17 protein-coding genes and 2 tRNA genes are annotated in these 22,348 nt (G+C 65.8%); 16 read left to right on the top strand and 3 right to left on the bottom strand.

Annotation, left to right across the window (positions count from 1 at the left end):
- From ACMGEZ_RS25910 to ACMGEZ_RS25835, 16 genes are all read left to right on the top strand, one after another.
- Window positions 1-150, top strand: a 150-nt coding sequence (locus ACMGEZ_RS25910; RefSeq protein ID WP_496084678.1) for an EF-Tu C-terminal domain-related protein, incomplete at its 5' end; no start/stop codon positions are given.
- 12 nt (window positions 151-162) lie between these two features.
- Window positions 163-238, top strand: a tRNA-Trp gene (locus tag ACMGEZ_RS25905).
- Between the two features lie 143 nt (window positions 239-381).
- The gene (secE, locus tag ACMGEZ_RS25900; RefSeq protein ID WP_162582977.1) at window positions 382-765 is read left to right on the top strand and encodes a preprotein translocase subunit SecE; all 384 of its coding nucleotides are present in this window, start codon (window positions 382-384) and stop codon (window positions 763-765) included.
- Entirely contained in the window at window positions 765-1,361 is a 597-nt protein-coding gene (gene nusG, locus ACMGEZ_RS25895; protein ID WP_436825152.1) for a transcription termination/antitermination protein NusG, read from the top strand. Before secE ends, nusG begins: the two co-directional genes overlap by 1 nt.
- Before the next feature lie 116 nt (window positions 1,362-1,477).
- Window positions 1,478-1,909: a 50S ribosomal protein L11 gene (gene rplK, locus ACMGEZ_RS25890; protein ID WP_028252759.1), complete on the top strand. Its 432-nt coding sequence runs from the start codon at window positions 1,478-1,480 to the stop codon at window positions 1,907-1,909.
- Window positions 1,910-2,611 carry a 50S ribosomal protein L1 gene (gene rplA / locus ACMGEZ_RS25885; RefSeq protein WP_436825151.1) on the top strand — a complete coding sequence of 234 codons (702 nt, stop codon included), beginning with the start codon at window positions 1,910-1,912 and terminating at the stop codon, window positions 2,609-2,611. It begins immediately after the preceding gene.
- A gap of 290 nt (window positions 2,612-2,901) precedes the next feature.
- On the top strand, window positions 2,902-3,435 hold the full coding sequence (gene rplJ / locus ACMGEZ_RS25880; RefSeq protein ID WP_436825150.1) for a 50S ribosomal protein L10: 534 nt from the start codon (window positions 2,902-2,904) through the stop codon (window positions 3,433-3,435).
- A gap of 37 nt (window positions 3,436-3,472) precedes the next feature.
- A complete protein-coding gene (gene rplL / locus ACMGEZ_RS25875) occupies window positions 3,473-3,850 on the top strand; it encodes a 50S ribosomal protein L7/L12 (protein WP_068684340.1) in 378 nt (125 codons plus the stop codon).
- A gap of 259 nt (window positions 3,851-4,109) precedes the next feature.
- Window positions 4,110-8,234, top strand: coding sequence for a DNA-directed RNA polymerase subunit beta (gene rpoB / locus ACMGEZ_RS25870; RefSeq protein WP_436825149.1), 4,125 nt, complete (start codon window positions 4,110-4,112; stop codon window positions 8,232-8,234).
- Between the two features lie 17 nt (window positions 8,235-8,251).
- Window positions 8,252-12,490 carry a DNA-directed RNA polymerase subunit beta' gene (rpoC, locus tag ACMGEZ_RS25865; RefSeq protein WP_436825148.1) on the top strand — a complete coding sequence of 1,413 codons (4,239 nt, stop codon included), beginning with the start codon at window positions 8,252-8,254 and terminating at the stop codon, window positions 12,488-12,490.
- Window positions 12,491-12,582: 92 nt separating this feature from the next.
- Window positions 12,583-13,164 (top strand): LemA family protein, encoded by a 582-nt coding sequence (locus ACMGEZ_RS25860; protein ID WP_436825147.1) that lies wholly within the window; start codon window positions 12,583-12,585, stop codon window positions 13,162-13,164.
- A 29-nt stretch (window positions 13,165-13,193) separates the two neighbouring features.
- Window positions 13,194-14,567 (top strand): 16S rRNA (cytosine(967)-C(5))-methyltransferase RsmB, encoded by a 1,374-nt coding sequence (rsmB, locus tag ACMGEZ_RS25855; RefSeq protein WP_436825146.1) that lies wholly within the window; start codon window positions 13,194-13,196, stop codon window positions 14,565-14,567.
- 10 nt (window positions 14,568-14,577) lie between these two features.
- The gene (locus ACMGEZ_RS25850; protein WP_436825145.1) at window positions 14,578-15,180 is read left to right on the top strand and encodes a DUF4390 domain-containing protein; all 603 of its coding nucleotides are present in this window, start codon (window positions 14,578-14,580) and stop codon (window positions 15,178-15,180) included.
- Window positions 15,177-17,504 (top strand): sensor histidine kinase, encoded by a 2,328-nt coding sequence (locus tag ACMGEZ_RS25845; protein WP_436825144.1) that lies wholly within the window; start codon window positions 15,177-15,179, stop codon window positions 17,502-17,504. Before ACMGEZ_RS25850 ends, ACMGEZ_RS25845 begins: the two co-directional genes overlap by 4 nt.
- A gap of 65 nt (window positions 17,505-17,569) precedes the next feature.
- Window positions 17,570-18,268 (top strand): response regulator, encoded by a 699-nt coding sequence (locus tag ACMGEZ_RS25840; protein WP_436825143.1) that lies wholly within the window; start codon window positions 17,570-17,572, stop codon window positions 18,266-18,268.
- A gap of 16 nt (window positions 18,269-18,284) precedes the next feature.
- A tRNA-Phe gene (locus ACMGEZ_RS25835) sits at window positions 18,285-18,360 on the top strand.
- A 417-nt stretch (window positions 18,361-18,777) separates the two neighbouring features.
- Here the strand turns inward: ACMGEZ_RS25835 and ACMGEZ_RS25830 are convergent.
- The 3 genes from ACMGEZ_RS25830 to ACMGEZ_RS25820 are packed head-to-tail and all read right to left on the bottom strand — an operon-like array spanning window position 18,778 to window position 22,281.
- Window positions 18,778-20,910, bottom strand: a complete 2,133-nt coding sequence (locus tag ACMGEZ_RS25830) for a xanthine dehydrogenase family protein molybdopterin-binding subunit (RefSeq protein ID WP_436825142.1) — start codon at window positions 20,908-20,910, stop codon at window positions 18,778-18,780.
- Between the two features lies 1 nt (window position 20,911).
- On the bottom strand, window positions 20,912-21,379 hold the full coding sequence (locus ACMGEZ_RS25825; RefSeq protein ID WP_436825141.1) for a (2Fe-2S)-binding protein: 468 nt from the start codon (window positions 21,377-21,379) through the stop codon (window positions 20,912-20,914).
- The gene (locus ACMGEZ_RS25820) at window positions 21,376-22,281 is read right to left on the bottom strand and encodes a formylglycine-generating enzyme family protein (RefSeq protein ID WP_436825140.1); all 906 of its coding nucleotides are present in this window, start codon (window positions 22,279-22,281) and stop codon (window positions 21,376-21,378) included. The genes ACMGEZ_RS25825 and ACMGEZ_RS25820 overlap by 4 nt, the downstream gene beginning before the upstream one ends.
- Window positions 22,282-22,348 lie beyond the last annotated feature (67 nt).

Genomic DNA, 22,348 nt, shown 5'->3' with positions numbered 1-22,348 from the left:
GACAAGGAGATGGTCATGCCCGGCGACAACGTGTCCATCACGGTGAAGCTGATCAACCCCATCGCCATGGAAGAAGGTCTGCGCTTCGCCATTCGCGAAGGTGGCCGCACCGTGGGCTCGGGCGTGGTGGCGAAGATTCTGGACGTCTAAGCAATTTCGCGGAGGGGTATAGCTCAATTGGCAGAGCGTCGGTCTCCAAAACCGAAGGTTGTAGGTTCGATTCCTACTGCCCCTGCCACTCGAAGGTGGCCTTGAGAAAGCCCGGCGCGAAACCGGCGGGCTGAGGAAACCCAAAGAGCCCGTCATGACCTGACGGGCTTCGGCGTCTGGAATGACGCCATGAATTGAAGAGGCCGCAAGGCCGCAGGAACAAAGCCCAAGATGGCTACTTCTCAAATCGAAACCGTGAGTACCGGCGCAGACAAGGCCAAGCTGGCCGTGGCTGTCGTACTCGCGGTAGGCGCCATCGTGGCGTTCTACCTGCTTTCGCGCCAGGGCGCGCTCGTGCAGTGGGCCGTCCTGTTGGTGGGCCTGGCAGCCGCCGTGGGCGCCTTCGCGAGCTCGGAGAATGGCCGCCAGCTTTGGGCTTTCGGTCGTGATTCGTGGCGCGAGGTCAAGAAGGTCGTGTGGCCGACCCGCAAGGAAACGATCCAGATGACGGCCTATGTGTTTGCCTTCGTCGTGGTGATGTCCGTCTTCCTCTGGCTCACGGACAAGACGCTCGAATGGGTGTTTTTCGACCTCATCCTGGGCTGGAGAAAATGATGACTGACGACGCTGTCGACACAACGCCGGAACATACGCCCGTGCTGGCGCCGCCCGCCAACCCCGACCTGCGCTGGTATGTGGTGCACGCCTACTCGGGCATGGAAAAGGCCGTGGAGCGCAACATCATCGAACGGATCAACCGTGCCGGCATGCAGGGCAAGTTCGGCCGCATCCTGGTGCCGACCGAGGAGGTGGTCGAGATCAAGAACGGCCAGAAGCGCACCACCGAACGACGCTTCTTCCCGGGCTACGTGCTGGTCGAGATGATCATGGACGACGAGAGCTGGCACCTGGTGAAGCACACCAACAAGGTGACCGGTTTCGTCGGAGGCGCGAAGAACCGGCCTGCCCCCATTTCGCAGAAGGAAGTCGAGGACATCGTCTCCCAGATGCAGCAAGGCACCGAGAAGCCGCGCCACAAGGTCGAGTTCATCGTGGGCGAATTCGTGCGCGTCAAGGAAGGCCCGTTCACCGACTTCAACGGCACGGTCGAGGAAGTCAACTACGAGAAGAGCAAGGTGCGCGTGTCCGTCATGATCTTCGGCCGCGCGACGCCCGTCGAACTGGAATTCTCGCAAGTCGAGAAAACCTGAAGCAGTTTCCGGCCGCGCGTTGTCCGACTTGGCGCGCGGCTTTGATCGAAGAGTCGTCAACCCCGGGGAGCTGCGGCCGAGAAGGCCAAGGCGCTAAGACCCGCAAGGAGTAAAGCATGGCGAAAAAAATCGTCGGCTTCATCAAGCTGCAAGTGCCAGCTGGTAAAGCCAATCCGTCGCCGCCGATCGGCCCCGCACTGGGCCAGCGCGGTTTGAACATCATGGAATTCTGCAAGGCTTTCAATGCGCAGACCCAGGGCGTCGAGCCCGGCCTGCCGTTGCCGGTGGTGATCACCGCGTTCGCCGACAAGAGCTTCACCTTCATCATCAAGACGCCCCCGGCGATCACCTTGATCAAGAAGGCCATCAAGCTCGAGAAGGGTTCCGCACGTCCGCACACCGACAAGGTCGGCAAGATCACGCGCGCGCAGCTCGAAGAGATCGCCAAGACCAAGATGAAGGACCTGACCGCCGCCGACCTGGATGCCGCGGTCCGCACCATCGCCGGCTCCGCCCGTTCGATGGGTGTGAATGTGGAGGGCGTGTAAATGGCCAAGTTGACCAAGAAACAAAAGGCGCTGGCAGGCAAGGTCGACAGCAACAAGCTGTACCCGCTCGTCGACGCGATCGGCATCGTCAAGGAAGCCGCCACCGCGAAGTTCGATGAGTCGATCGACGTGGCCGTGCAGCTCGGCATCGATGCCAAGAAGTCCGACCAGGTGGTGCGCGGCGCCGTCGTGATGCCCAACGGCACTGGCAAGACCAAGCGCGTGGCCGTGTTCGCCCAGGGCGCCAAGGCCGAAGAAGCCAAGGCCGCTGGCGCCGACATCGTCGGCATGGACGACCTCGCTGCCCAGGTGAAGGCCGGCGACATGCCCTTCGACGTGGTCATCGCCGCGCCCGATGCGATGCGCGTGGTAGGTGCGCTGGGCCAGATCCTCGGCCCACGCGGCCTGATGCCGAACCCCAAGGTCGGCACCGTGACGCCCGATGTCGCGACCGCCGTCAGGAACGCCAAGGCCGGCCAGGTGCAGTTCCGCGTCGACAAGGCCGGGATCATCCACGGCACGATCGGCCGCCGTTCGTTCGACACGGACAAGCTGCAAGGCAACCTGGCCGCGCTGATCGAAGCGCTGGTCAAGGCCAAGCCGGCTTCGAGCAAGGGCATCTACCTGCGCAAGGTGGCCGTCTCCTCGACGATGGGTGTGGGTGTCCGCGTGGACACGCAGACCATCTCGGCCCAGGGCTGAGGCGCATGAAGGCGGGCCTTGCCTCGGCAGGGCCCCGATGAGATCGGCCCCGCTGCCTGTCAAAGGGCGGCGGGGCGATGTGGTGGGTCGGGATGGCGTGCAAGCGCTGTCCCGGGCCATCCAAGACCGCTGGCGTGCAGGAGGGCCTGCACTTAATCGCCTCGACCTCCGCGAGGCAGCCAGCGCAGATGGCGATCCCGCTGCAAGGAATCCGTTTCCGAAACAGTTGGTCGCTGCATGAAGCGCGTCCGAGGCCTCAAGCCCAAGGACGCATTGAAAAGGAGTAGACCTTGAGTCTGAATCGCAGTGAGAAAGAAGCGGTCGTCAGTGATGTGACCAGCCTCGCCGCAAAAGCTCAAACGCTCGTGATGGCGGAATACCGTGGCATCACGGTCGCTGACATGACCCGTCTGCGCAACGATGCGCGCAGCAAGGGTGTGACCCTGAGTGTTCTCAAGAACACCCTGGCACGCCGTGCTGTCGCTGGCAGCGCATTCGAAGTCGTCGGTGACCAGATGACCGGTCCGCTGATCTATGGCTTCTCCGAGGATGCCGTGGCCGCCGCGAAGGTGGTGGCCGATTTCGCGAAGACCAACGACAAGCTGGTCATTCGCGGCGGTGCCTTCGGTGGCAAGGCCCTGGACGTCGAAGGCGTGAAGCAACTGGCCAGCATCCCTTCGAAGGAAGTGCTGCTGGCTCAACTGCTGGGCTTGATGCAGTCCCCGATCTCGCGCACGGCCCGTGTCCTGGCCGCGCTCGCAGAGAAGCGTGGCGGCGGCGAAGCACCGGCCGAGGCTCCGGCCGCAGAAGAAGTCGCCGCCTGAGCGTGCGACTTTCATCCAACATATTTAGGAAACCAAAATGGCATTCGATAAAGACGCATTTCTGACCGCGCTGGACAGCATGACGGTCCTGGAACTCAACGACCTGGTGAAAGCCATCGAAGAGAAGTTCGGCGTGAGCGCCGCAGCCATGGCCGCCCCGGCCGCCGGTGGTGGCGGTGCTGCCGCTGCTGCCGTCGAGGAAAAGACCGAGTTCAACGTCATGCTGATGGAAGCCGGCGCGAACAAGGTTGCCGCGATCAAGGCCGTGCGCGAAATCACCGGCCTGGGCCTGAAGGAAGCCAAGGATCTGGTGGAAGCCGCTCCGAAGGCCGTGAAGGAAGGCGTGGCCAAGGCCGACGCCGAAGCGATGAAGAAGAAGCTGGAAGACGCCGGCGCCAAGGCGGAATTGAAGTAATTCGATTCCCACGCAGGGCTGGAGTGCGCCGAAAGGCCCTCCAGCCTTTGCCGCTTTCAGAGCGCACCCAAAAATCGGCTTGAACCCAATGTCCGAGACGGTTTTTGAGTGTCTTCTGACCCCGACTGCAGAAGACCCCTTGGTTCGGGTGATGTGCAACGCATCACTGTCCGCCAACGGCTGGTAGTGGCCAGCCGCCAAGCAGTGGCGCGAAAGCGCTGCTGACAAGTCGCTGAAGATCTCAAGCTCCGGAGCTCTCATGGCCCAAACGTCCACGTACAGTTACACCGAACGCAAGCGCATCCGAAAGAATTTCGGTAACCGCGACAGCGTCGTCGAAATTCCCTACCTGCTCCAGATGCAGAAGGACGCCTACACCGCGTTCCTGCAAGCAGGCATCCCTCCCCAGAAACGCACGGTGGAAGGCCTGCAGGCCGCTTTTGACGCCGCTTTCCCCATCGTCTCGCACAACGGTTTCGTGGAAATGAAATTCCTCGAGTACAACCTGGCGAAGCCGGCCTTCGATGTGCGTGAGTGCCAGACCCGCGGCCTGACCTTCGCCTCGGCCGTGCGCGCCAAGGTGCAGCTGATCATCTACGACCGCGAGTCCTCGACCTCGCAGTCGAAGGTGGTCAAGGAAGTGAAGGAGCAGGAGGTCTACATGGGCGAAGTGCCGCTCATGACCGAAAAGGGCTCCTTCATCATCAACGGCACCGAGCGCGTGATCGTCTCGCAGCTGCACCGCTCGCCGGGCGTGTTCTTCGAGCATGACAAGGGCAAGACGCACAGCTCGGGCAAGCTGCTGTTCTCGGCCCGCGTGATTCCCTATCGTGGCTCCTGGCTGGATTTCGAGTTCGACCCGAAGGACATGCTGTACTTCCGCGTGGACCGTCGCCGCAAGATGCCGGTGACGATCCTGCTGAAGGCCATCGGCCTGAACCCGGAATCGATCCTCGCGAACTTCTTCGTCAACGACAACTTCCGCCTGATGGACAGCGGCGCGCAGATGGAGTTCGTCTCCGAGCGCCTGCGCGGCGAAGTCGCGCGCTTCGACATCACCGACAAGTCGGGCAAGGTGGTGGTCGCCAAGGACAAGCGCGTCACCGCGCGCCACACGCGCGAGCTCGAGCAGACCGGCACCACGCACATCAGCGTGCCCGAAGACTTCCTGGTGGGCCGCGTGCTGGCACGCAATATCGTCGACGCCGACTCCGGCGAGATCCTGGCCAAGGCCAATGACGAGCTGACCGAAGCGCTGCTGAAGAAGCTGCGCGCTGCCGGCGTGCAGGAGCTGCAGGCCATCTACACCAACGAACTCGACCAGGGCGCGTACATCTCGCAGACCCTGCGCATCGACGAGACGGTGGACGAGTTCGCCGCTCGCGTGGCCATCTACCGCATGATGCGCCCCGGCGAGCCGCCGACGGAAGACGCGGTGCAGGCTCTGTTCCAGCGCCTGTTCTACAACCCCGACACCTACGACCTGTCGCGCGTCGGCCGCATGAAGTTCAACGCCAAGGTCGGCCGCGATGAATCGACCGGCCCGATGGTGCTGACCAACGAGGACATCCTCGCCGTGGTCAAGATCCTGGTGGACCTGCGCAACGGCCGCGGCGAGGTGGACGACATCGACCACCTCGGCAACCGCCGCGTGCGCTGCGTCGGCGAACTGGCCGAGAACCAGTACCGCACCGGCCTTGCCCGCATCGAGAAGGCCGTCAAGGAACGTCTGGGCCAGGCGGAGCAAGAGCCGCTCATGCCGCACGACCTGATCAACAGCAAGCCGATCTCGGCCGCGCTGAAGGAGTTCTTCGGCGCCTCGCAGCTGTCGCAGTTCATGGACCAGACCAACCCGCTGTCCGAGATCACGCACAAGCGTCGCGTCTCGGCTCTCGGCCCGGGCGGTCTGACCCGCGAGCGTGCCGGCTTCGAAGTGCGCGACGTGCACGTCACGCACTACGGCCGCGTGTGCCCGATCGAAACGCCTGAAGGCCCGAACATCGGCCTGATCAATTCGTTGGCTCTGTACGCCCGCCTGAACGAGTACGGCTTCATCGAGACGCCGTACCGCCGTGTGGTGGACGGCAAGGTCACGAACGAGATCGACTACCTCTCGGCCATCGAGGAAGGCAAGTACGTGATCGCGCAGGCCAACGCCGCGCTCGACAAGGACGGCCGCCTGACGGGCGACCTGGTGTCGGCGCGCGAGACCGGCGAATCGATCCTGGTCTCCGCCGAGCGCGTGCAGTACATGGACGTGTCGCCGGCGCAGATCGTGTCGGTGGCCGCCTCGCTGGTGCCCTTCCTGGAGCACGACGATGCGAACCGCGCGCTGATGGGCGCCAACATGCAGCGCCAGGCGGTACCGGTGCTGCGTCCCGAGAAGGCGTTCGTGGGCACCGGCATCGAACGCGTCTCGGCGGTCGACTCCGGCACGGTCGTCACGGCCAGCCGCGGCGGCGTGGTCGACTACGTCGACGCCACCCGCATCGTGGTGCGTGTGAACGACGCCGAAGCGGCGGCCGGTGAGGTCGGGGTGGACATCTACAACCTGATCAAGTACCAGCGTTCGAACCAGAACACGAACATCCACCAGCGTCCGATCGTGAAGCGCGGCGACAAGATCGCCAAGGGCGACGTGATCGCCGACGGCGCCTCGACCGACCTGGGCGAGCTGGCGCTGGGCCAGAACATGCTGGTCGCGTTCATGCCCTGGAACGGCTACAACTTCGAGGACTCGATCCTGATCAGCGAGCGCGTGGTTGCCGAAGACCGCTACACCTCGATCCACATCGAGGAACTGGTGGTGATGGCGCGCGACACCAAGCTGGGTGCCGAAGAAATCACCCGCGACATCCCGAACCTGGCCGAGCAGCAGCTCAATCGCCTGGACGAATCCGGGATCATCTACGTCGGTGCCGAAGTGCAGCCCGGCGACACGCTGGTCGGCAAGGTCACGCCCAAGGGCGAGACCACGCTGACGCCCGAAGAGAAGCTGCTGCGCGCGATCTTCGGCGAGAAGGCTTCCGACGTGAAGGACACCTCGCTGCGCGTCGACCAGGGCTCGCAGGGCACCGTGATCGACGTGCAGGTGTTCACCCGCGAAGGCATCCAGCGCGACAAGCGTGCCCAGCAGATCATCGACGACGAGCTCAAGCGCTTCCGGCTCGATCTCAACGACCAGCTGCGCATCGTCGAGGCCGACGCCTTCGACCGGATCGAGAAGCTCCTGATCGGCAAGGCCGCCAACGGTGGCCCGAACAAGCTGGCCAAGGGCAGCAAGCTCGACAAGGCGTACCTGTCCTCGATCGAGAAGTTCCACTGGTTCGACATCCGCCCGGCGGACGACGAGGTGGCTTCGCAGCTCGAGTCGATCAAGAACTCGCTGGAGCAGACGCGTCACAGCTTCGACCTCGCCTTCGAGGAAAAGCGCAAGAAGCTCACGCAGGGCGACGAGCTGCCCGCGGGCGTGCTGAAGATGGTCAAGGTCTACCTGGCCGTCAAGCGCCGCCTCCAGCCCGGCGACAAGATGGCGGGCCGCCACGGCAACAAGGGCGTGGTGTCGAAGATCGTCCCGGTCGAGGACATGCCGCACATGGCCGACGGCACGCCGTGCGACATCTGCCTGAACCCGCTGGGCGTGCCCTCGCGGATGAACGTCGGGCAGGTGCTCGAAGTGCATCTGGGCTGGGCCGGCAAGGGCGTGGGCCAGCGCATCGGCGATCTGCTGCAGGCCGAGGCCAAGGTGGCCGAGCTGCGCCAGTTCATGGACAAGCTCTACAACGGCTCGGGCCGCAAGGAAGATCTCGCCAAGCTGAGCGACGCCGACATCCTCGAGATGGCCGGGAACCTGTCGACCGGCGTGCCTTTTGCGACGCCCGTGTTCGACGGCGCTTCGGAAGAGGAAATCCGCGGCATGCTGCATCTCGCCTATCCGGACGAGATCGCCAAGGCCAAGGGCCTGACCGCCTCGCGCACCCAGGCCTACCTGTACGACGGACGCACGGGCGACCAGTTCGAGCGTCCGGTCACGGTCGGCTACATGCACGTGCTCAAGCTGCACCACCTGGTGGACGACAAGATGCACGCGCGCTCGACCGGCCCGTACAGCCTGGTCACGCAGCAGCCGCTGGGCGGCAAGGCGCAGTTCGGCGGCCAGCGCTTCGGGGAAATGGAAGTGTGGGCACTCGAAGCCTACGGCGCTGCCTATGTCCTGCAGGAAATGCTGACGGTGAAGTCCGACGACGTGCAGGGCCGTACCAAGGTCTACGAAAGCATCGTCAAGGGCGAACACTCGATCGAAGCCGGCATGCCGGAATCGTTCAATGTGCTGGTCAAGGAAATCCGTTCCTTGGGCCTCGACATTGAGCTGGAACGCTCGTAATAGAAGGGAAAGAGTCAATGAAATCGCTACTCGACCTGTTCAAGCAATTCACGCCGGACGAGCATTTCGATGCCATCCGCATCGGCATGGCTTCGCCGGAGAAGATCCGTTCGTGGTCCTTCGGCGAGGTGAAGAAGCCCGAGACCATCAACTACCGGACCTTCAAGCCCGAGCGTGACGGTCTCTTCTGCGCCAAGATCTTCGGCCCCATCAAGGACTACGAGTGCCTGTGCGGCAAGTACAAGCGCCTCAAGCACCGCGGCGTGATCTGCGAGAAGTGCGGCGTCGAAGTCACGCAGACCAAGGTGCGCCGCGAGCGCATGGGCCACATCGACCTGGCCGCGCCTTGCGCGCACATCTGGTTCCTGAAGTCGCTGCCGTCGCGCCTGGGCCTCGTGCTCGACATGACGCTGCGCGACATTGAGCGCGTGCTGTACTTCGAAGCCTACGTGATCACCGACCCCGGCATGACCCCGCTGAAGAAGTTCGGCATCATGTCCGAGGATGACTACGACGCGAAGCGCAAGGAATACGGCGACGAGTTCATCGCCAAGATGGGCGCCGAAGGCATCAAGGACCTGCTGATGGGCATCGAGCTCGACAGCGAGATCGAGAAGCTGCGCGGCGACCTGACCGGCTCCGAAGTCAAGGTCAAGAAGAACTCCAAGCGCCTCAAGGTGCTGGAAGCCTTCCGCAAGTCGGGCATCAAGCCCGAATGGATGGTGCTCGACGTACTGCCGGTGCTGCCGCCGGACCTGCGTCCGCTGGTGCCGCTGGACGGCGGCCGCTTCGCGACCTCCGACCTGAACGACCTCTACCGCCGTGTCATCAACCGCAATTCGCGTCTGCGCCGTCTGCTCGAGCTGAAGGCACCGGAGATCATTGCGCGCAACGAAAAGCGGATGCTGCAGGAGGCTGTCGACAGCCTGCTGGACAACGGCCGCCGCGGCAAGGCCATGACGGGCGCCAACAAGCGCGCGCTCAAGTCGCTCGCCGACATGATCAAGGGCAAGAGCGGCCGCTTCCGCCAGAACCTGCTGGGCAAGCGCGTCGACTACTCGGGCCGCTCGGTCATCGTGGTGGGCCCGACGCTCAAGCTGCACCAGTGCGGCCTGCCGAAGCTGATGGCGCTCGAGCTGTTCAAGCCCTTCATCTTCTCGCGCCTGGAAGCCATGGGCATCGCGACCACGATCAAGGCGGCGAAGAAGGAAGTCGAATCCGGCACGCCGGTGGTGTGGGACATCCTGGAAGAGGTGATCAAGGAGCACCCGGTGATGCTGAACCGTGCACCGACCTTGCACCGCCTCGGCATCCAGGCCTTCGAGCCGATCCTGATCGAAGGCAAGGCGATCCAGCTGCACCCGCTGGTTTGCGCGGCCTTCAACGCCGACTTCGACGGCGACCAGATGGCCGTGCATGTGCCGCTGTCGGTGGAAGCGCAGATGGAAGCCCGCACGCTGATGCTGGCCTCCAACAATGTGCTGTTCCCGGCGAGCGGCGAGCCCTCCATCGTGCCCTCGCAGGACGTGGTGCTGGGCCTGTACTACACGACGCGCGAGCGCATCAACGGCAAGGGCGAAGGCCTGGTCTTCTCCGACATCGGTGAAGTCCAGCGTGCGCTCGACGCCGACGTGGTGGAGCTGACCGCCAAGGTCAGCGTGCGCATCAAGGAGTACACCAAGGACAAGGACTCGGGCGAGTTCACGGCCAAGACCGAGCTGGTCGACACCACCGTCGGCCGCGCGCTGCTGTCCGAGATCCTGCCGAAGGGCCTGCCGTTCTCGAACATCAACAAGGCGCTGAAGAAGAAGGAAATCTCCAAGCTCATCAACGCCTCGTTCCGCAAGTGCGGCCTGAAGGAGACGGTGGTCTTCGCCGACAAGCTGTTGCAGAACGGCTTCCGCCTCGCGACCAAGGCCGGCATCTCGATCGCCATCGACGACATGCTGGTGCCGTCCGAGAAGCACGGCATCATCGAGCGCTCCGCCAAGGAAGTGAAGGAGATCGAGCAGCAGTACGTCTCGGGCCTGGTCACGGCCGGCGAGCGCTACAACAAGGTGGTCGACATCTGGGGCAAGGCCGGCGACGAAGTGTCGAAGGTCATGATGTCCAAGCTGTCGAAGGAGAAGGTCACCGACCGCCACGGCAAGGAAGTGGAGCAGGAGTCCTTCAACTCCATCTACATGATGGCCGACTCGGGCGCTCGTGGTTCCGCCGCGCAGATCCGGCAGGTGGCCGGCATGCGGGGCCTGATGGCCAAGCCGGACGGCTCGATCATCGAGACGCCGATCACCGCGAACTTCCGCGAAGGCCTGAACGTGCTGGAGTACTTCATCTCCACCCACGGCGCCCGGAAGGGCCTGGCCGATACCGCGCTGAAGACCGCGAACTCCGGCTACCTGACGCGTCGCCTGGTCGACGTGACGCAGGACCTGGTCGTGATCGAGCAGGACTGCGGCACGATGGACGGCACGGTGATGCGCGCCATCGTCGAAGGCGGTGAAGTCATCGAGTCGCTGCGCGAGCGAATCCTCGGCCGCACCGCGGCCGAAGACGTGCTGCATCCCGAGACGCGTGCCGTGCTGGCCAAGGCCGGCGACATGCTCGACGAGGACATGATCGAAGCGCTGGAGAACGAAGGCGTGGACGAGGTCAAGGTGCGCACCGCGCTGACCTGCGCGACGCGCTTCGGCCTGTGCGCCAAGTGCTACGGCCGCGACCTCGGCCGCGGCGGCCTGGTCAACAACGGCGAAGCGGTCGGCGTGATCGCGGCGCAGTCGATCGGCGAGCCCGGCACGCAGCTGACGATGCGGACCTTCCACATCGGCGGCGCGGCTTCGCGTGCGGCAGTGGCATCGAGCGTCGAGGCCAAGTCCAACGGCGTGATCGGCTTCAACGCCACGATGCGCTACGTGACCAACAGCAAGAACGAGCTGGTGGTGATCGCACGTTCGGGCGAGATCGTCATCCATGACGAGCACGGCCGCGAGCGCGAGCGCCACAAGGTGCCCTACGGCGCGACCCTGGCCGTCAAGGCCGACCAGCAGGTCAAGGCGGGCCACGTGCTGGCCAACTGGGATCCGCTGACGCGCCCGATCATCACGGAGTTCGCCGGCAAGACCAAGTTCGAGAACGTCGAGGAAGGCCTCACGGTCGCGAAGCAGGTGGACGAGGTCACCGGCCTGTCCACCCTGGTGGTCATCGATCCGAAGCGCCGCGGCGCGGCCAAGGTCGTGCGTCCGCAGGTGAAGCTGATCGACGTCGCCGGCAACGAGGTGAAGATCCCGGGCACCGATCACTCGGTGACCATCGGCTTCCCCGTCGGTGCGCTGGTGCAGGTGCGAGACGGCCAGGACGTGGGCCCCGGCGAAGTGCTGGCGCGCATTCCGGTCGAAGGCCAGAAGACCCGCGACATCACCGGCGGTCTGCCGCGCGTGGCCGAGCTCTTCGAGGCTCGTTCGCCCAAGGACAAGGGCATGCTGGCCGAGATGACCGGCACCGTGTCCTTCGGCAAGGAGACCAAGGGCAAGGTGCGGCTGCAGATCACCGACCCGGACGGCAAGGTCTGGGAAGAGCTGGTGCCCAAGGAGAAGAACATCCTGGTGCACGAAGGCCAGGTGGTGAACAAGGGCGAGTCGATCGTCGACGGTCCGGCCGATCCGCAGGACATCCTGCGCCTGCTGGGTTCCGAGGAACTGGCGCGCTACATCGTGGACGAGGTGCAGGACGTGTACCGCTTGCAGGGTGTGAAGATCAATGACAAGCACATCGAGGTGATCGTTCGCCAGATGCTGCGCCGCGTCGTGGTCGAGAACCCGGGCGATACCAACTACATCGCCGGCGAACAGGTCGAGCGCAGCGAGATCCTCAACACCAACGACGCCCTGCGCGCCGAAGGCAAGCTGCCCGCGACGTACACCAACCTGCTTCTCGGCATCACGAAGGCTTCGCTCTCGACCGACAGCTTCATCAGCGCCGCTTCGTTCCAGGAAACGACGCGCGTGCTGACCGAAGCCGCGATCATGGGCAAGCGCGACGAGCTGCGCGGACTGAAGGAGAACGTCATCGTCGGCCGCCTGATCCCCGCGGGCACCGGCATGGCCTACCACCAGGCACGCAAGGTCAAGGACGCAATGGACGAGGCCGAGCGCCGCGCCATCGCCGAAGCGGAAGCCGCCGAACTGTCCGGTAGCAGCTCCGCCTCGACCGATGACACCAGCACGGCCGACGCCAGCGAAGGCGCTTCGACCGAATAACTGGTTAGCATCGCCGGCATGACCGGTCTCCCACGCCCCCCTTCCGCCCGCGGATCGGGGGCTTTTTTCTTGCGGGTGCTTGCGTGAGCGGCATGCCCGATTCGCTCCCGTGGTGGATCCTCGGCGCGGTGGCGCTGTTCTGGTTCATCGGCGCCTACAACCGCATCGTGCGACTCCGTTCGGGGGCGCTGCAGGCTTATGCAACCCTCGACGTGGCGCTGGTGCGCCAGCTTGATTTCGTGCAGGCGCGCCTCGCCGAGGAAGTCGCGCCGGAGGCCTCGTCCGGCGCGCAGCGTGAGGACGCCGGGCTGAAGGCGTCCGCCGGCCAACTGGTCACGCTGCTGGCCGCGACGCGCCTGAAGCCACTGGACCCCGCCCGCATCGCGGCGCTGGCGACCGCGTTGCACGTGATGCTGAGCGCGTGGCAGCGGCTGCATCCCGACGCGGTGGTCAGCTTCGAAGCCGACGGAACCCTGTCGCGGCCCGCCCCGCTCAACGGCCGCGACGAGAACACTCCCGCGCCGATGGCCTGGCCCGAGCCCTCGGCCGCCGCCGAGATCGCGCGCAACCAGTTCAACCAGGCGGTGGAACAGTACAACGCCGCCATCGTCCAGTTCCCGGCGCTGCTGGTGGCGTGGATCATGCAACTGCGACCGGCGGCGCCATTGCGCTGACATCGCCTTTGTCCATCATCGATTTCAAGTTGGCAGACTCTTCAGATCCTCTTCACTCGACGCAGCCCTTCGCGCCTCCTCTCTGGCGCCAGCTGCAGCTCACCGCCGTCGCGCTCGCCGCGATCCGTAGCGGCGCTTCCGGCACCGTGGCCTTCGAAGCGGTCCCACCGGCCCTGCGGCCGGGGGTGCAGGCACTGGGCTTCCAGGTGCTGCGTTGGCTCGGGCGGGCCGAAGCCTTGCGCCGGCAACTGGCCAAGCGCACGCCGCCGCCAGCCGCCGACGCCTTGCTTTGCACCGCCCTTGCCCTGGCCTGGGATACGGGACAGGCACCGTACGAGCCGTTCACCCTGGTCGACCAGACGGTCGAAGCCGCCAAGCGCAATCCCGGCACGCGCGCGCAGGCCAGCTTCGTCAACGCCTGCCTGCGCCGCTTCCTGCGGGAACGAGAAGAGCTGGTGGCCGCCACCGAGCGGGAGCCGGTCGCCCAGTGGAACCATCCGCGCTGGTGGATCGAGCGTCTCCGGCGAGATCACCCACGCGACTGGCAGCGCATCCTGGCCGCAGACAACACGCAGGCGCCGTTGACGCTGCGGGTCAACACCCGCCGGGGAGACCGGCCTTCGTACCAGGCGGCGCTGGCGCTCGCGGGCCTGCAGGCGGTGCCTGTGGCGTCCGTCGGACTGCAGCTGCTGCGCGCCCGGCCGGTGCAGGAGCTGCCGGGCTTCGCCGAGGGCCATTGCTCGGTACAGGACGCCGCGGCCCAGCTTGCCGCGCCGCTCCTGCTCGACGGCCTGCTTGGCGGCGCGCAAGCGCCCCGACCCCTGCGGGTGCTCGACGCCTGTGCGGCGCCTGGCGGCAAGACTGCCCACCTGCTCGAACTCGCCGGGCCCGACGCCATCGAGCTCACCGCGCTCGAAGTCGATGCCGTGCGCAGCCGGCGGATCGACGAGACTCTCGCCCGGCTCGGCCTGAGCGCCAAGGTCGTTGTCGCCGATGCCGGCCGGCCGAAGGACTGGTGGGACGGCCAGGCCTTCGATGCCATCCTGCTCGACGCACCCTGCACCGCCTCCGGCATCGTGCGACGGCATCCCGACGTGCGCTGGCTTCGCCGCGAGAGCGACACCGAGCGGCTGGCGCTGCTGCAGGCCATGCTGCTGGCAGCCCTCTGGCCCCTCGTGCGGGAGGGCGGACGCCTGCTTTACTGCACCTGTTCGGTTTTCAAGGAGGAGGGCGTGCACCAGATCCATGCGTTCCTTGCGCACAACACCGACGCCCGTTTGCTGCCCTCGCCAGGTCATTTGCTGCCGCAAAGCGGGGAGATTGCCGGTGGCGTCCCGGACAATGCCTTGGGTGATCACGACGGCTTCTTCTACGCATTGCTTGAAAAACAGGCGCCCCGCTGAACGTCGGGGCATGGGATGGCTGGCGGCCCTGCTGGCGCTGGCCTGCTTTCTGGCCTGCTGGTCGATGCCCGCGCCAGCCCAGCCCGGCAAGACCGCCACGGTGAGCCAGCTGAAGCTCGAACAGGCCGACGACGGCGTCTACCTCAACGCCCAGGTGCAGTTCGAACTGCCCAACCTGGTCGAGGAAGTGCTCGAGAAGGGCATCGCCATCTATTTCGTCGCCGAGGCCGAGCTCTATCGCGAGCGCTGGTACTGGACCGATCAGAAGGTGGCGCAGGCGGTGCGCCACATGCGGCTTGCCTACCAGCCGCTCACCCGGCGCTGGCGGCTCAACGTCTCGCCGGTGCCGATCACCAATTCGGGCTTCGGCGTGTCGCTGAACCAGAATTTCGATACCCTGTCGGAAGCGCTCGACGGCGTGCGGCGCGTGGCCCGGCTGCGGCTCGGGGACATCTCCGAGATCGGCGACGAGGGCACCCACCCGGTGACCTTCCGCTTTCGCCTCGACACCTCGCAACTGCCGCGGCCCTTCCAGATCGGCGTGGTCGGCCAGGCCGACTGGAACATCTCTGTCGAGCGCAGTGCGCGCTTGCCGCTGGAGAAGGTGAAGTGAGCAAGGACTCTCGGGCTACCGTCGGCAGATCGTCGGCAGCAAGCCGCGCCCGCGCCACACGCTGGGCCATCGGCGTCAGCGCCTTCCTGGTCACGGCGATCGGGCTGGTGCTGATGTTCCTGCTGGCGCAGTCCACCAACAACCGGGAACTCTACGAGCGCAACTACGCGCGCCTGTTCGGCATCAACGTGGTCGTGGCGACGGTGCTCGTGCTGATCATCGGCTGGGTCGCCTTTCGCCTGCTTCGGCGGCTGCGCCAGGGCAAGTTCGGCAGCCGCCTGTTGATCAAGCTGGCAGCCATCTTCGCGCTGGTGGGCGTCGTGCCCGGCGCGCTGGTGTACGTGGTCTCCTACCAGTTCGTCGCGCGCTCGATCGAGAGCTGGTTCGACGTCAAGGTGGAGGGCGCGCTGGACGCCGGCCTGAACCTGGGGCGCGCCACCCTCGACTCTCTGTCCGACGACCTCGTGAACAAGGTGCGTAGCGCCAGCAGCCAGCTGGCCGACGTGCCCGACGCCAGCGCCGGGCTGGTGCTCGAGCGCATCCGCGACCAGCTGGGTGCCACCGACGTGATGCTCTGGACCGGCTCCGGCCAGTTGATCGCCGGGGCGGGCACCTCGCGCTTCCAGCTCAACCCCGAGCGGCCCTCTCCTCAGCAGTTGCGCCAGGTGCGTGCCGATCGCGCCATTGCCCACATCGAAGGGCTGGACGAGAGCCCCGGGCCCGCGGTGACGCAGCCGCCGCCGGCGAGCGTGCGGGCCCTCGCGCTGGTGCAGCGCCCCGGCTTCGACTTCAGCACCGAGCCGCGCTTCCTGCAAGTCGTCCAGCCGCTGCCGCCCGCGGTGGTGGCCAATGCGCTCGCCGTACAAGAGGCGAATCGCGAATACCAGGAGCGTGCACTGGCGCGCGAAGGTTTGCGCCGCATGTACATCGGCACCTTGACCCTGACGCTTTTCCTCGCCGTGTTCGGAGCCGTGCTGCTCGCTGTGCTGTTCGGGACCCAGCTCGCGCGGCCGCTGCTCGTGCTGGCCGACGGCGTGCGGCAGGTGGCCGCCGGCGACCTGCGGCCCACCGCCGTGGTCCAGGGCCGGGACGAGCTCGGCGGGCTCACTCGCTCCTTCGCGGTCATGACCCAGCAGCTGGCCGATGCGCGCGCGGCGGTCGAGAAGACCCTGGGCGAGCTCGACGCCGCGCGTGCCAACCTGCAGACCATCCTCGACAACCTGACCTCGGGCGTGATGGTGCTGGACAAGAACGGCGTCGTGCTGTCCACCAATCCGGGCGCCACGCGCGTGCTGCGCGCGCCGCTCGCCGCCTTCGAGGGTCAGCGGCTGGCCGATGTGCCTGGGTTGGCCGAGTTCGGGCAGGCCGTGCAACAGCAGTTCGACGATTTCGAGGTCGAGCGCCTGCAGCACGGCCTCGACCACTGGCAGCATGCCTTCGAGCTGCACACCAGCGGCGAGGGCGTGTCGCAGGACACGGTCAACATCGTTGCGCGCGGCGCGCAGCTGCCGGGCGAGGCCCGGCTGCTGGTGTTCGACGACATCTCCGAGATCGTGTCGGCCCAGCGGGCCCAGGCCTGGGGCGAGGTGGCCCGCCGCCTGGCGCATGAGATCAAGAACCCGCTCACGCCGATCCAGTTGTCGGCCGAGCGCCTCGAGATGAAGCTCAGCGGCAAGGTCGCGCCGGCCGAGGAGGCTGTGCTGGTCAAGTCCGTCCGCACCATCGTCGACCAGGTCGATGCGATGAAGCGGCTGGTCAACGAGTTCCGCGACTATGCGCGGCTGCCGGCGGCGGACCTGAAGCCGGTCGACCTCAACGCGCTGGTCACCGACGTGCTCCAGCTCTACGCTGCCGAGAATATGCCCATCGCCCTGCGCTGCGAGCTCGACGAGCGCTGTCCGCCGATTCGCGCCGATGCGCAGCAGATCCGGCAGATCATTCACAACCTGTTGCAAAACGCGCAGGACGCCGCGGAAGCCGCGGCCCACGGGAGCGGGCGCCCCGGCGAGGTCGTCATCCGTACGCGGCTTGCCGACTCGGGCCAGCGCGTACGGCTCACAGTGCAAGACAACGGCCCTGGCTTCGCCGAGAACATCCTCAAGCGCGCCTTCGAGCCCTATGTCACGACCAAGACCAAGGGCACCGGCCTGGGGCTTGCCGTGGTCAAGAAGATTGCCGACGAGCACGGCGCGCGCATCGAACTTTCCAACCGCGTCGTGGACGGGGCTGTGGCTGGTGCGCAAGTCTCGTTATCATTCGTATTGGCTGGTGGGGCGCAGGGAGCGCTCGCTAACGCCAAGGATTCGACGTCGCCCGTCGCCTGAGCGCTTGCTTGCGCGGCGGGGCGGGTCCGCAACAACCCCCAAACCGGCGCACAACTCAAGCATTCATGGCAAACATCCTCGTGGTCGACGACGAGCTAGGCATTCGGGACCTGCTCTTCGAAATTCTGAACGACGAAGGCCACAACGTCGAGCTCGCAGAGAACGCGGCGGAAGCCCGCGCCGCCCGGCAGCGCGCGCGCCCCGATCTCGTTCTGCTCGACATCTGGATGCCCGACACCGATGGCGTCACGTTGCTCAAGGAATGGTCGACTGCCGGTCTTCTGAGCATGCCCGTCATCATGATGAGTGGCCACGCCACCATCGACACCGCAGTCGATGCCACCCGCATCGGCGCCTTTGCTTTCCTCGAGAAGCCCATCACCCTGCAGAAGCTGCTGAAGGCGGTCGAACAAGGATTGGCACGCGAGAGCGCGCGCCGCGCGGCGGCCAGCGTGGTGCCGACCACCGCGAACAACCTTGCCACGGTGGTCACCACGATGGGCGAGAACTCGCTGGTGCCCGCGGCCCCGCAGCTCCCTGCGGTCGACACCGGCCCACAGGCCATGCAGAGCTTCGATCTCGACCGGCCGTTGCGCGATGCGCGCGACGGTTTCGAAAAGGCGTACTTCGAATTCCATCTCGCGATGGAGAACGGGTCGATGACCCGCGTGGCCGAGAAGACCGGCCTCGAACGCACCCATCTTTATCGCAAGTTGAAGCAGCTCGGCGTCGATCTCTCGAGGGGCCGCCGAGGCACTGTATAATCGCGGGCTGCACACAGGCCCGGTAGCTCAGTTGGTAGAGCAGCGGATTGAAAATCCGCGTGTCGGTGGTTCGATTCCGCCCCAGGCCACCATCTTTTTCTCAGACGATCCCAAGACAGCTAACAAGTCCTTGTACATCAAGGACTCAGCCTGAAAAGGCGGCTCAAGCGGTGTCGTTGAATCCCAAGTCGTCCCATCTTTGCGGGTACTCCCAGGTGTACCCCAGACTGATTTTTTAACTTCAGTCTCTCTGGGGGTACACCATGGGACAGCTCAACGGGCTGCAGATCAAGGCGGCGCAGCCGTCCGACAAGGGATACATGCGTGCACGGGCGGAGGAAAGCTCGTCGGACAGTTCACCATCAGCTTGCGCATGTTCTGGTGGCTGACGCCCGCGCACTGCCGATGCATCGCCGCGGCCATGCAGATCAACCTTGCCAAGCGGCCCACCAATCAGTCGCAGCCAGGCAGGCGCTGCGGCGGGCTTCGTCAAGACGGCCTTTTTTCCGTCATGCCTCCTTCAGCGCGGCGCTATCGAACGGCAGCTGACGCAGCCGTTTGCCAGTGGCTGCGAAGATCGCGTTGGCCACCGCGGGGGCAATGGGGGGCGTGCCGGGCTCGCCGATGCCACCCGGCTTTTCCTTGCTCGGGATGATGTGAACCTCGACCTTCGGCATCTCGGCCATTCGCAGCACCGGATAGTCGTGAAAGTTGCCTTGCTCCACTCGGCCGTCCTTGAAGGTAATCCGCCCGTACAGCGCGGCCGACAGCCCATAGACGATAGAGCCTTCGATCTGCCGTGCAATGGTCATGGGATTCACGGTCATGCCGCAATCCACCGCGGCGACGACCCGATGCACCGTGGGCGTGCCGTCTTTGGCGACCGAAACCTCGGCGACCTCAGCCACATAACTGCCGAAGCACTGCGACACGGCAATGCCCCGGAAAACGCCGGCTGGCAGAGGGCGTCCCCAGCCGGCTTTCTCGGCGGCGAGTTCGAGAACGCCCTTGTAGCGCGGCTGCTTGCCCAGCAGCGCGCGGCGAAACTCGAAGGGATCCTTCTTCGCCGCCACGGCCAGTTCGTCAATGAAGCTCTCGACGAAGAAGATGTTCTGCGAATGACCCACCGAGCGCCAGAACCACACCTGCGGTCCCGGCTCGCGGCGGCCGTAAGCCAGCCGCTGATTCGCGATGTCGTAGGGATGATCTGCGATCCCCTCCATTGCGAACATGTCGGCACCGCTGTCCGGAAGCTTCATTCCCGCCGCCGCCATGATCGACGGCGCAGATACGCCGGCCGTCAACACCGTCAGCGTTCCCTGCGAATCGAGCCCGGCTTCGAGTTTGGCCACGGCGGCGGGGCGGTAGAAACCGGCCGCCATATCATCTTCCCTCGTGTAGATCAGCTTCACGGGTTTGCCAGAGGCCTTGGACAGCAGCGTTGCATCAACTGCGAAGTCGGTTGCCGCGCGCCGCCCGAATCCGCCCCCCAGGAGCAGCGTGTTGACCTTCACCCTGGACGCCGGAACCGACGCCGCCTCGCTGACCGCCCCCTGCGTCGGCCCCGGGCCCTGTGTACCGACCCACACTTCGGCCGAATCCCCGCGCACCCAGGCCGTGCAGTTCAGCGGCTCCATGCAGGCTTGCGCCAGATAGGGCGCCTCGTACGTGGCTTGCAGCCGCGACGCCGCGGCTGCAGCCGCATCCTTTGCATTGCCGGAGCTAAGGGCGACCGTGTTCGCCTGGGTTGCGCCTTCGCTCAGCATCGCGCTGACTCCGGCAGAGGACAACCCCTTGAGGGCGCCCAGGTCCCACTCGATCGCCAGGGCGTCGCGGCCCTTCCTCGCCGCCCAGTACCCGTCCGCCAGCACTGCCACCCCCGCCGCGATCGTGATGACCTGGCGAACGCCCTTGATGGCCTTGGCCTTGCTGTCGTCGACCTTGACCGGCTTGGCGCCGGCATGCGGGGCTCGGGCCATCACGGCGACCAGCATTCCCGGAACCTGGACATCAATGCCGAACTTGGCGCTGCCGTTGACCTTGCCCGGTGTGTCGACACGGCGGGTCGGTTTGCCCAGCAGCCGGAACGAAGCGCTGTCCTTGAGCTTCGGCTCCCTTGGCACCGGCAGCTTGGATGCCGTGGCCACCAGCTCGCCATAGCCGAGGGTGCGGCCGCCCTTATGGATCACCTTGCCGGCCTCGGTGCGGCAATCCGCGGCATCCACTTTCCAGCGCGCGGCAGCCGCGGCCACCAGCATCTCGCGCGCGGCCGCGCCCGCCTTGCGCATCGGCTCCCACATACCGCGGACGGAGGTCGAGCCGCCCGTGAGCTGCGTGTTGAAAACAGGGTTCTCGTAGGCCTTGTCGGCGGGCGCCTGCTCCACGCGCACCCGGCTCCAGTCGGCGTCGAGTTCTTCGGCCACGAGCATGGGAAGGGCAGTGAGGACGCCTTGCCCCATCTCGGCAGCCGGACAGACGACGGTGACGACGCCGTCGGCACCGACGCGCAGGAACGCGTTGGGCGCGAAGGGGGCGCTGGCGGCCTCCAGCCGCGTGGGCAGAGGCAGCGTGAAGCCGATCACGAGCGCGCCTGCGGCGCCGCCCTTCAGGAAGCGACGGCGGGTGGTCCGGGCTTGTTCCATCTCAGGCTCCCTTCGCCAGTGTTGACGACGCATCCTTGATCGCCTCGCGGATCTGGTGGTAGGTTCCGCAGCGGCAGATGTTGCCGCTCATCGCCGCGTCGATGTCCGCATCACTGGGCGCTTTGTTCGCGGCCAGCAGCGCGCAGGCGCTCATGATCTGCCCCGACTGGCAATAGCCGCACTGCGGTACGTCGATCTTGATCCACGCTGCCTGGGCCGCCTTGCCCACGCGTGTCGCGCCGATGCCTTCGATGGTCGTGATCTTCTTGCCGACGGCCGCGGAGACCGGTGTCTGGCACGCCCGCATCGCCTGGCCGTCCAGGTGAACGGTGCAGGCGCCGCACAGTGCCATGCCGCAACCGAACTTGGTACCCGTGAGCTTCAGGTCTTCGCGCAGCACCCACAGCAGGGGCGTGTCGGCTTCGGCGTCGACCGTAGTGGTCCGGCCATTGATGTTCAAAGTCGTCAAGGTACTTCCTTCCGTTCCAAGTTGAAGAGGCCAGTGGTCTGTCTTCGCGGGCTCCTGTCGCGCACGCAGCGAAATCCAACGTACACGACTGCGGTGCGGCCGGGCTTGCTTTGCACATGGTCCGCACGCATTTGCGCAGCGCCGTACCACCATGAGCCGCCGCGCATCAGGCGCTCGTCAGGCCCCTGTCCGTCAAGCTGCCCCCCCACCCACTCCCAGGCGTTGCCGCCCATGTCGTGCAGTCCATTGACCCCGGGTGGCGTGCTTGAAACACGGGCGTGTCCGTGACCGCGCCACAACCGCGCGCCGTGCGAGACGGCACGGGCGGGTGCGTCGGCGCCGCAATCGTCCAGGCACTGCGCTCCGGCGGGCCGCTCGCCAGTTGGATAAGGATAGGTACGCCCGGAAACGAACGGGGCCGGGGGCGATGGCCGCTGCTCCGTGTAGGCGGCGCCAACCCACTCGTTGTCGCTGGGCAGCCGCCCGCCTGCCCATCGGCAGAACGCATGCGCCTCGTCGTAGGTCACGTGCACGGCAGGCTCGTCATCGTGCACGGTCCGGCTGTTGCCGAACGGCGCCCGCCAAGTCCAGCCAGGCTTCTGTACCCACCCCGCCTCGAACACGGACCCGCCGCCCAGGCGCTCCGCGTCGGTCGCCGATCCTGTGTCCCGCACGAAGCGGTGAAATTGGCCGATCGTGGTCTCTGTGCGCGCCACGTCGAGTCGTCCCACCGGCAGCCAGTCGATGCCGGGATCTGCCGCTGCGGCGCGGCCGCAACCCGACATGGCGAAGATAGCGGCAGCGCCGCCAGCCAGAACTGGCCGCAGCCGCAAACGGTCGGAAGGCATGGCGAAGGTTGGCTCGTAGCGTCGATGCCGGATCGTGCCTGTCGAAACGAACAAGGCGGGTACAGGTAAATGACGATCTTGTAATTCAAGCGGGATGGACCGCTCGGAAACGTCCGCCTGC

Source organism: Variovorax stachyos (assembly GCF_051400855.1).
Classification (GTDB): domain Bacteria; phylum Pseudomonadota; class Gammaproteobacteria; order Burkholderiales; family Burkholderiaceae_C; genus Variovorax.
The sequence above is the reverse complement of the archived record's forward strand: the minus strand, read 5'-3'. Positions and strand labels throughout refer to the sequence as shown.

What these genes read in the sequence shown, in the direction of transcription:
- secE (WP_162582977.1), top strand. Translation starts at nt 382, where the DNA reads ATGGCTACTTCTCAAATCGAAACCGTGAGTACCGGCGCAGACAAGGCC.
- nusG (WP_436825152.1), top strand. Translation starts at nt 765, where the DNA reads ATGACTGACGACGCTGTCGACACAACGCCGGAACATACGCCCGTGCTG.
- rplK (WP_028252759.1), top strand. Translation starts at nt 1,478, where the DNA reads ATGGCGAAAAAAATCGTCGGCTTCATCAAGCTGCAAGTGCCAGCTGGT.
- rplA (WP_436825151.1), top strand. Translation starts at nt 1,910, where the DNA reads ATGGCCAAGTTGACCAAGAAACAAAAGGCGCTGGCAGGCAAGGTCGAC.
- rplL (WP_068684340.1), top strand. Translation starts at nt 3,473, where the DNA reads ATGGCATTCGATAAAGACGCATTTCTGACCGCGCTGGACAGCATGACG.
- rpoB (WP_436825149.1), top strand. Translation starts at nt 4,110, where the DNA reads ATGGCCCAAACGTCCACGTACAGTTACACCGAACGCAAGCGCATCCGA.
- rpoC (WP_436825148.1), top strand. Translation starts at nt 8,252, where the DNA reads ATGAAATCGCTACTCGACCTGTTCAAGCAATTCACGCCGGACGAGCAT.
- ACMGEZ_RS25860 (WP_436825147.1), top strand. Translation starts at nt 12,583, where the DNA reads ATGCCCGATTCGCTCCCGTGGTGGATCCTCGGCGCGGTGGCGCTGTTC.
- ACMGEZ_RS25850 (WP_436825145.1), top strand. Translation starts at nt 14,578, where the DNA reads ATGGGATGGCTGGCGGCCCTGCTGGCGCTGGCCTGCTTTCTGGCCTGC.
- ACMGEZ_RS25840 (WP_436825143.1), top strand. Translation starts at nt 17,570, where the DNA reads ATGGCAAACATCCTCGTGGTCGACGACGAGCTAGGCATTCGGGACCTG.
- ACMGEZ_RS25830 (WP_436825142.1), bottom strand. Translation starts at nt 20,910, where the DNA reads ATGGAACAAGCCCGGACCACCCGCCGTCGCTTCCTGAAGGGCGGCGCC.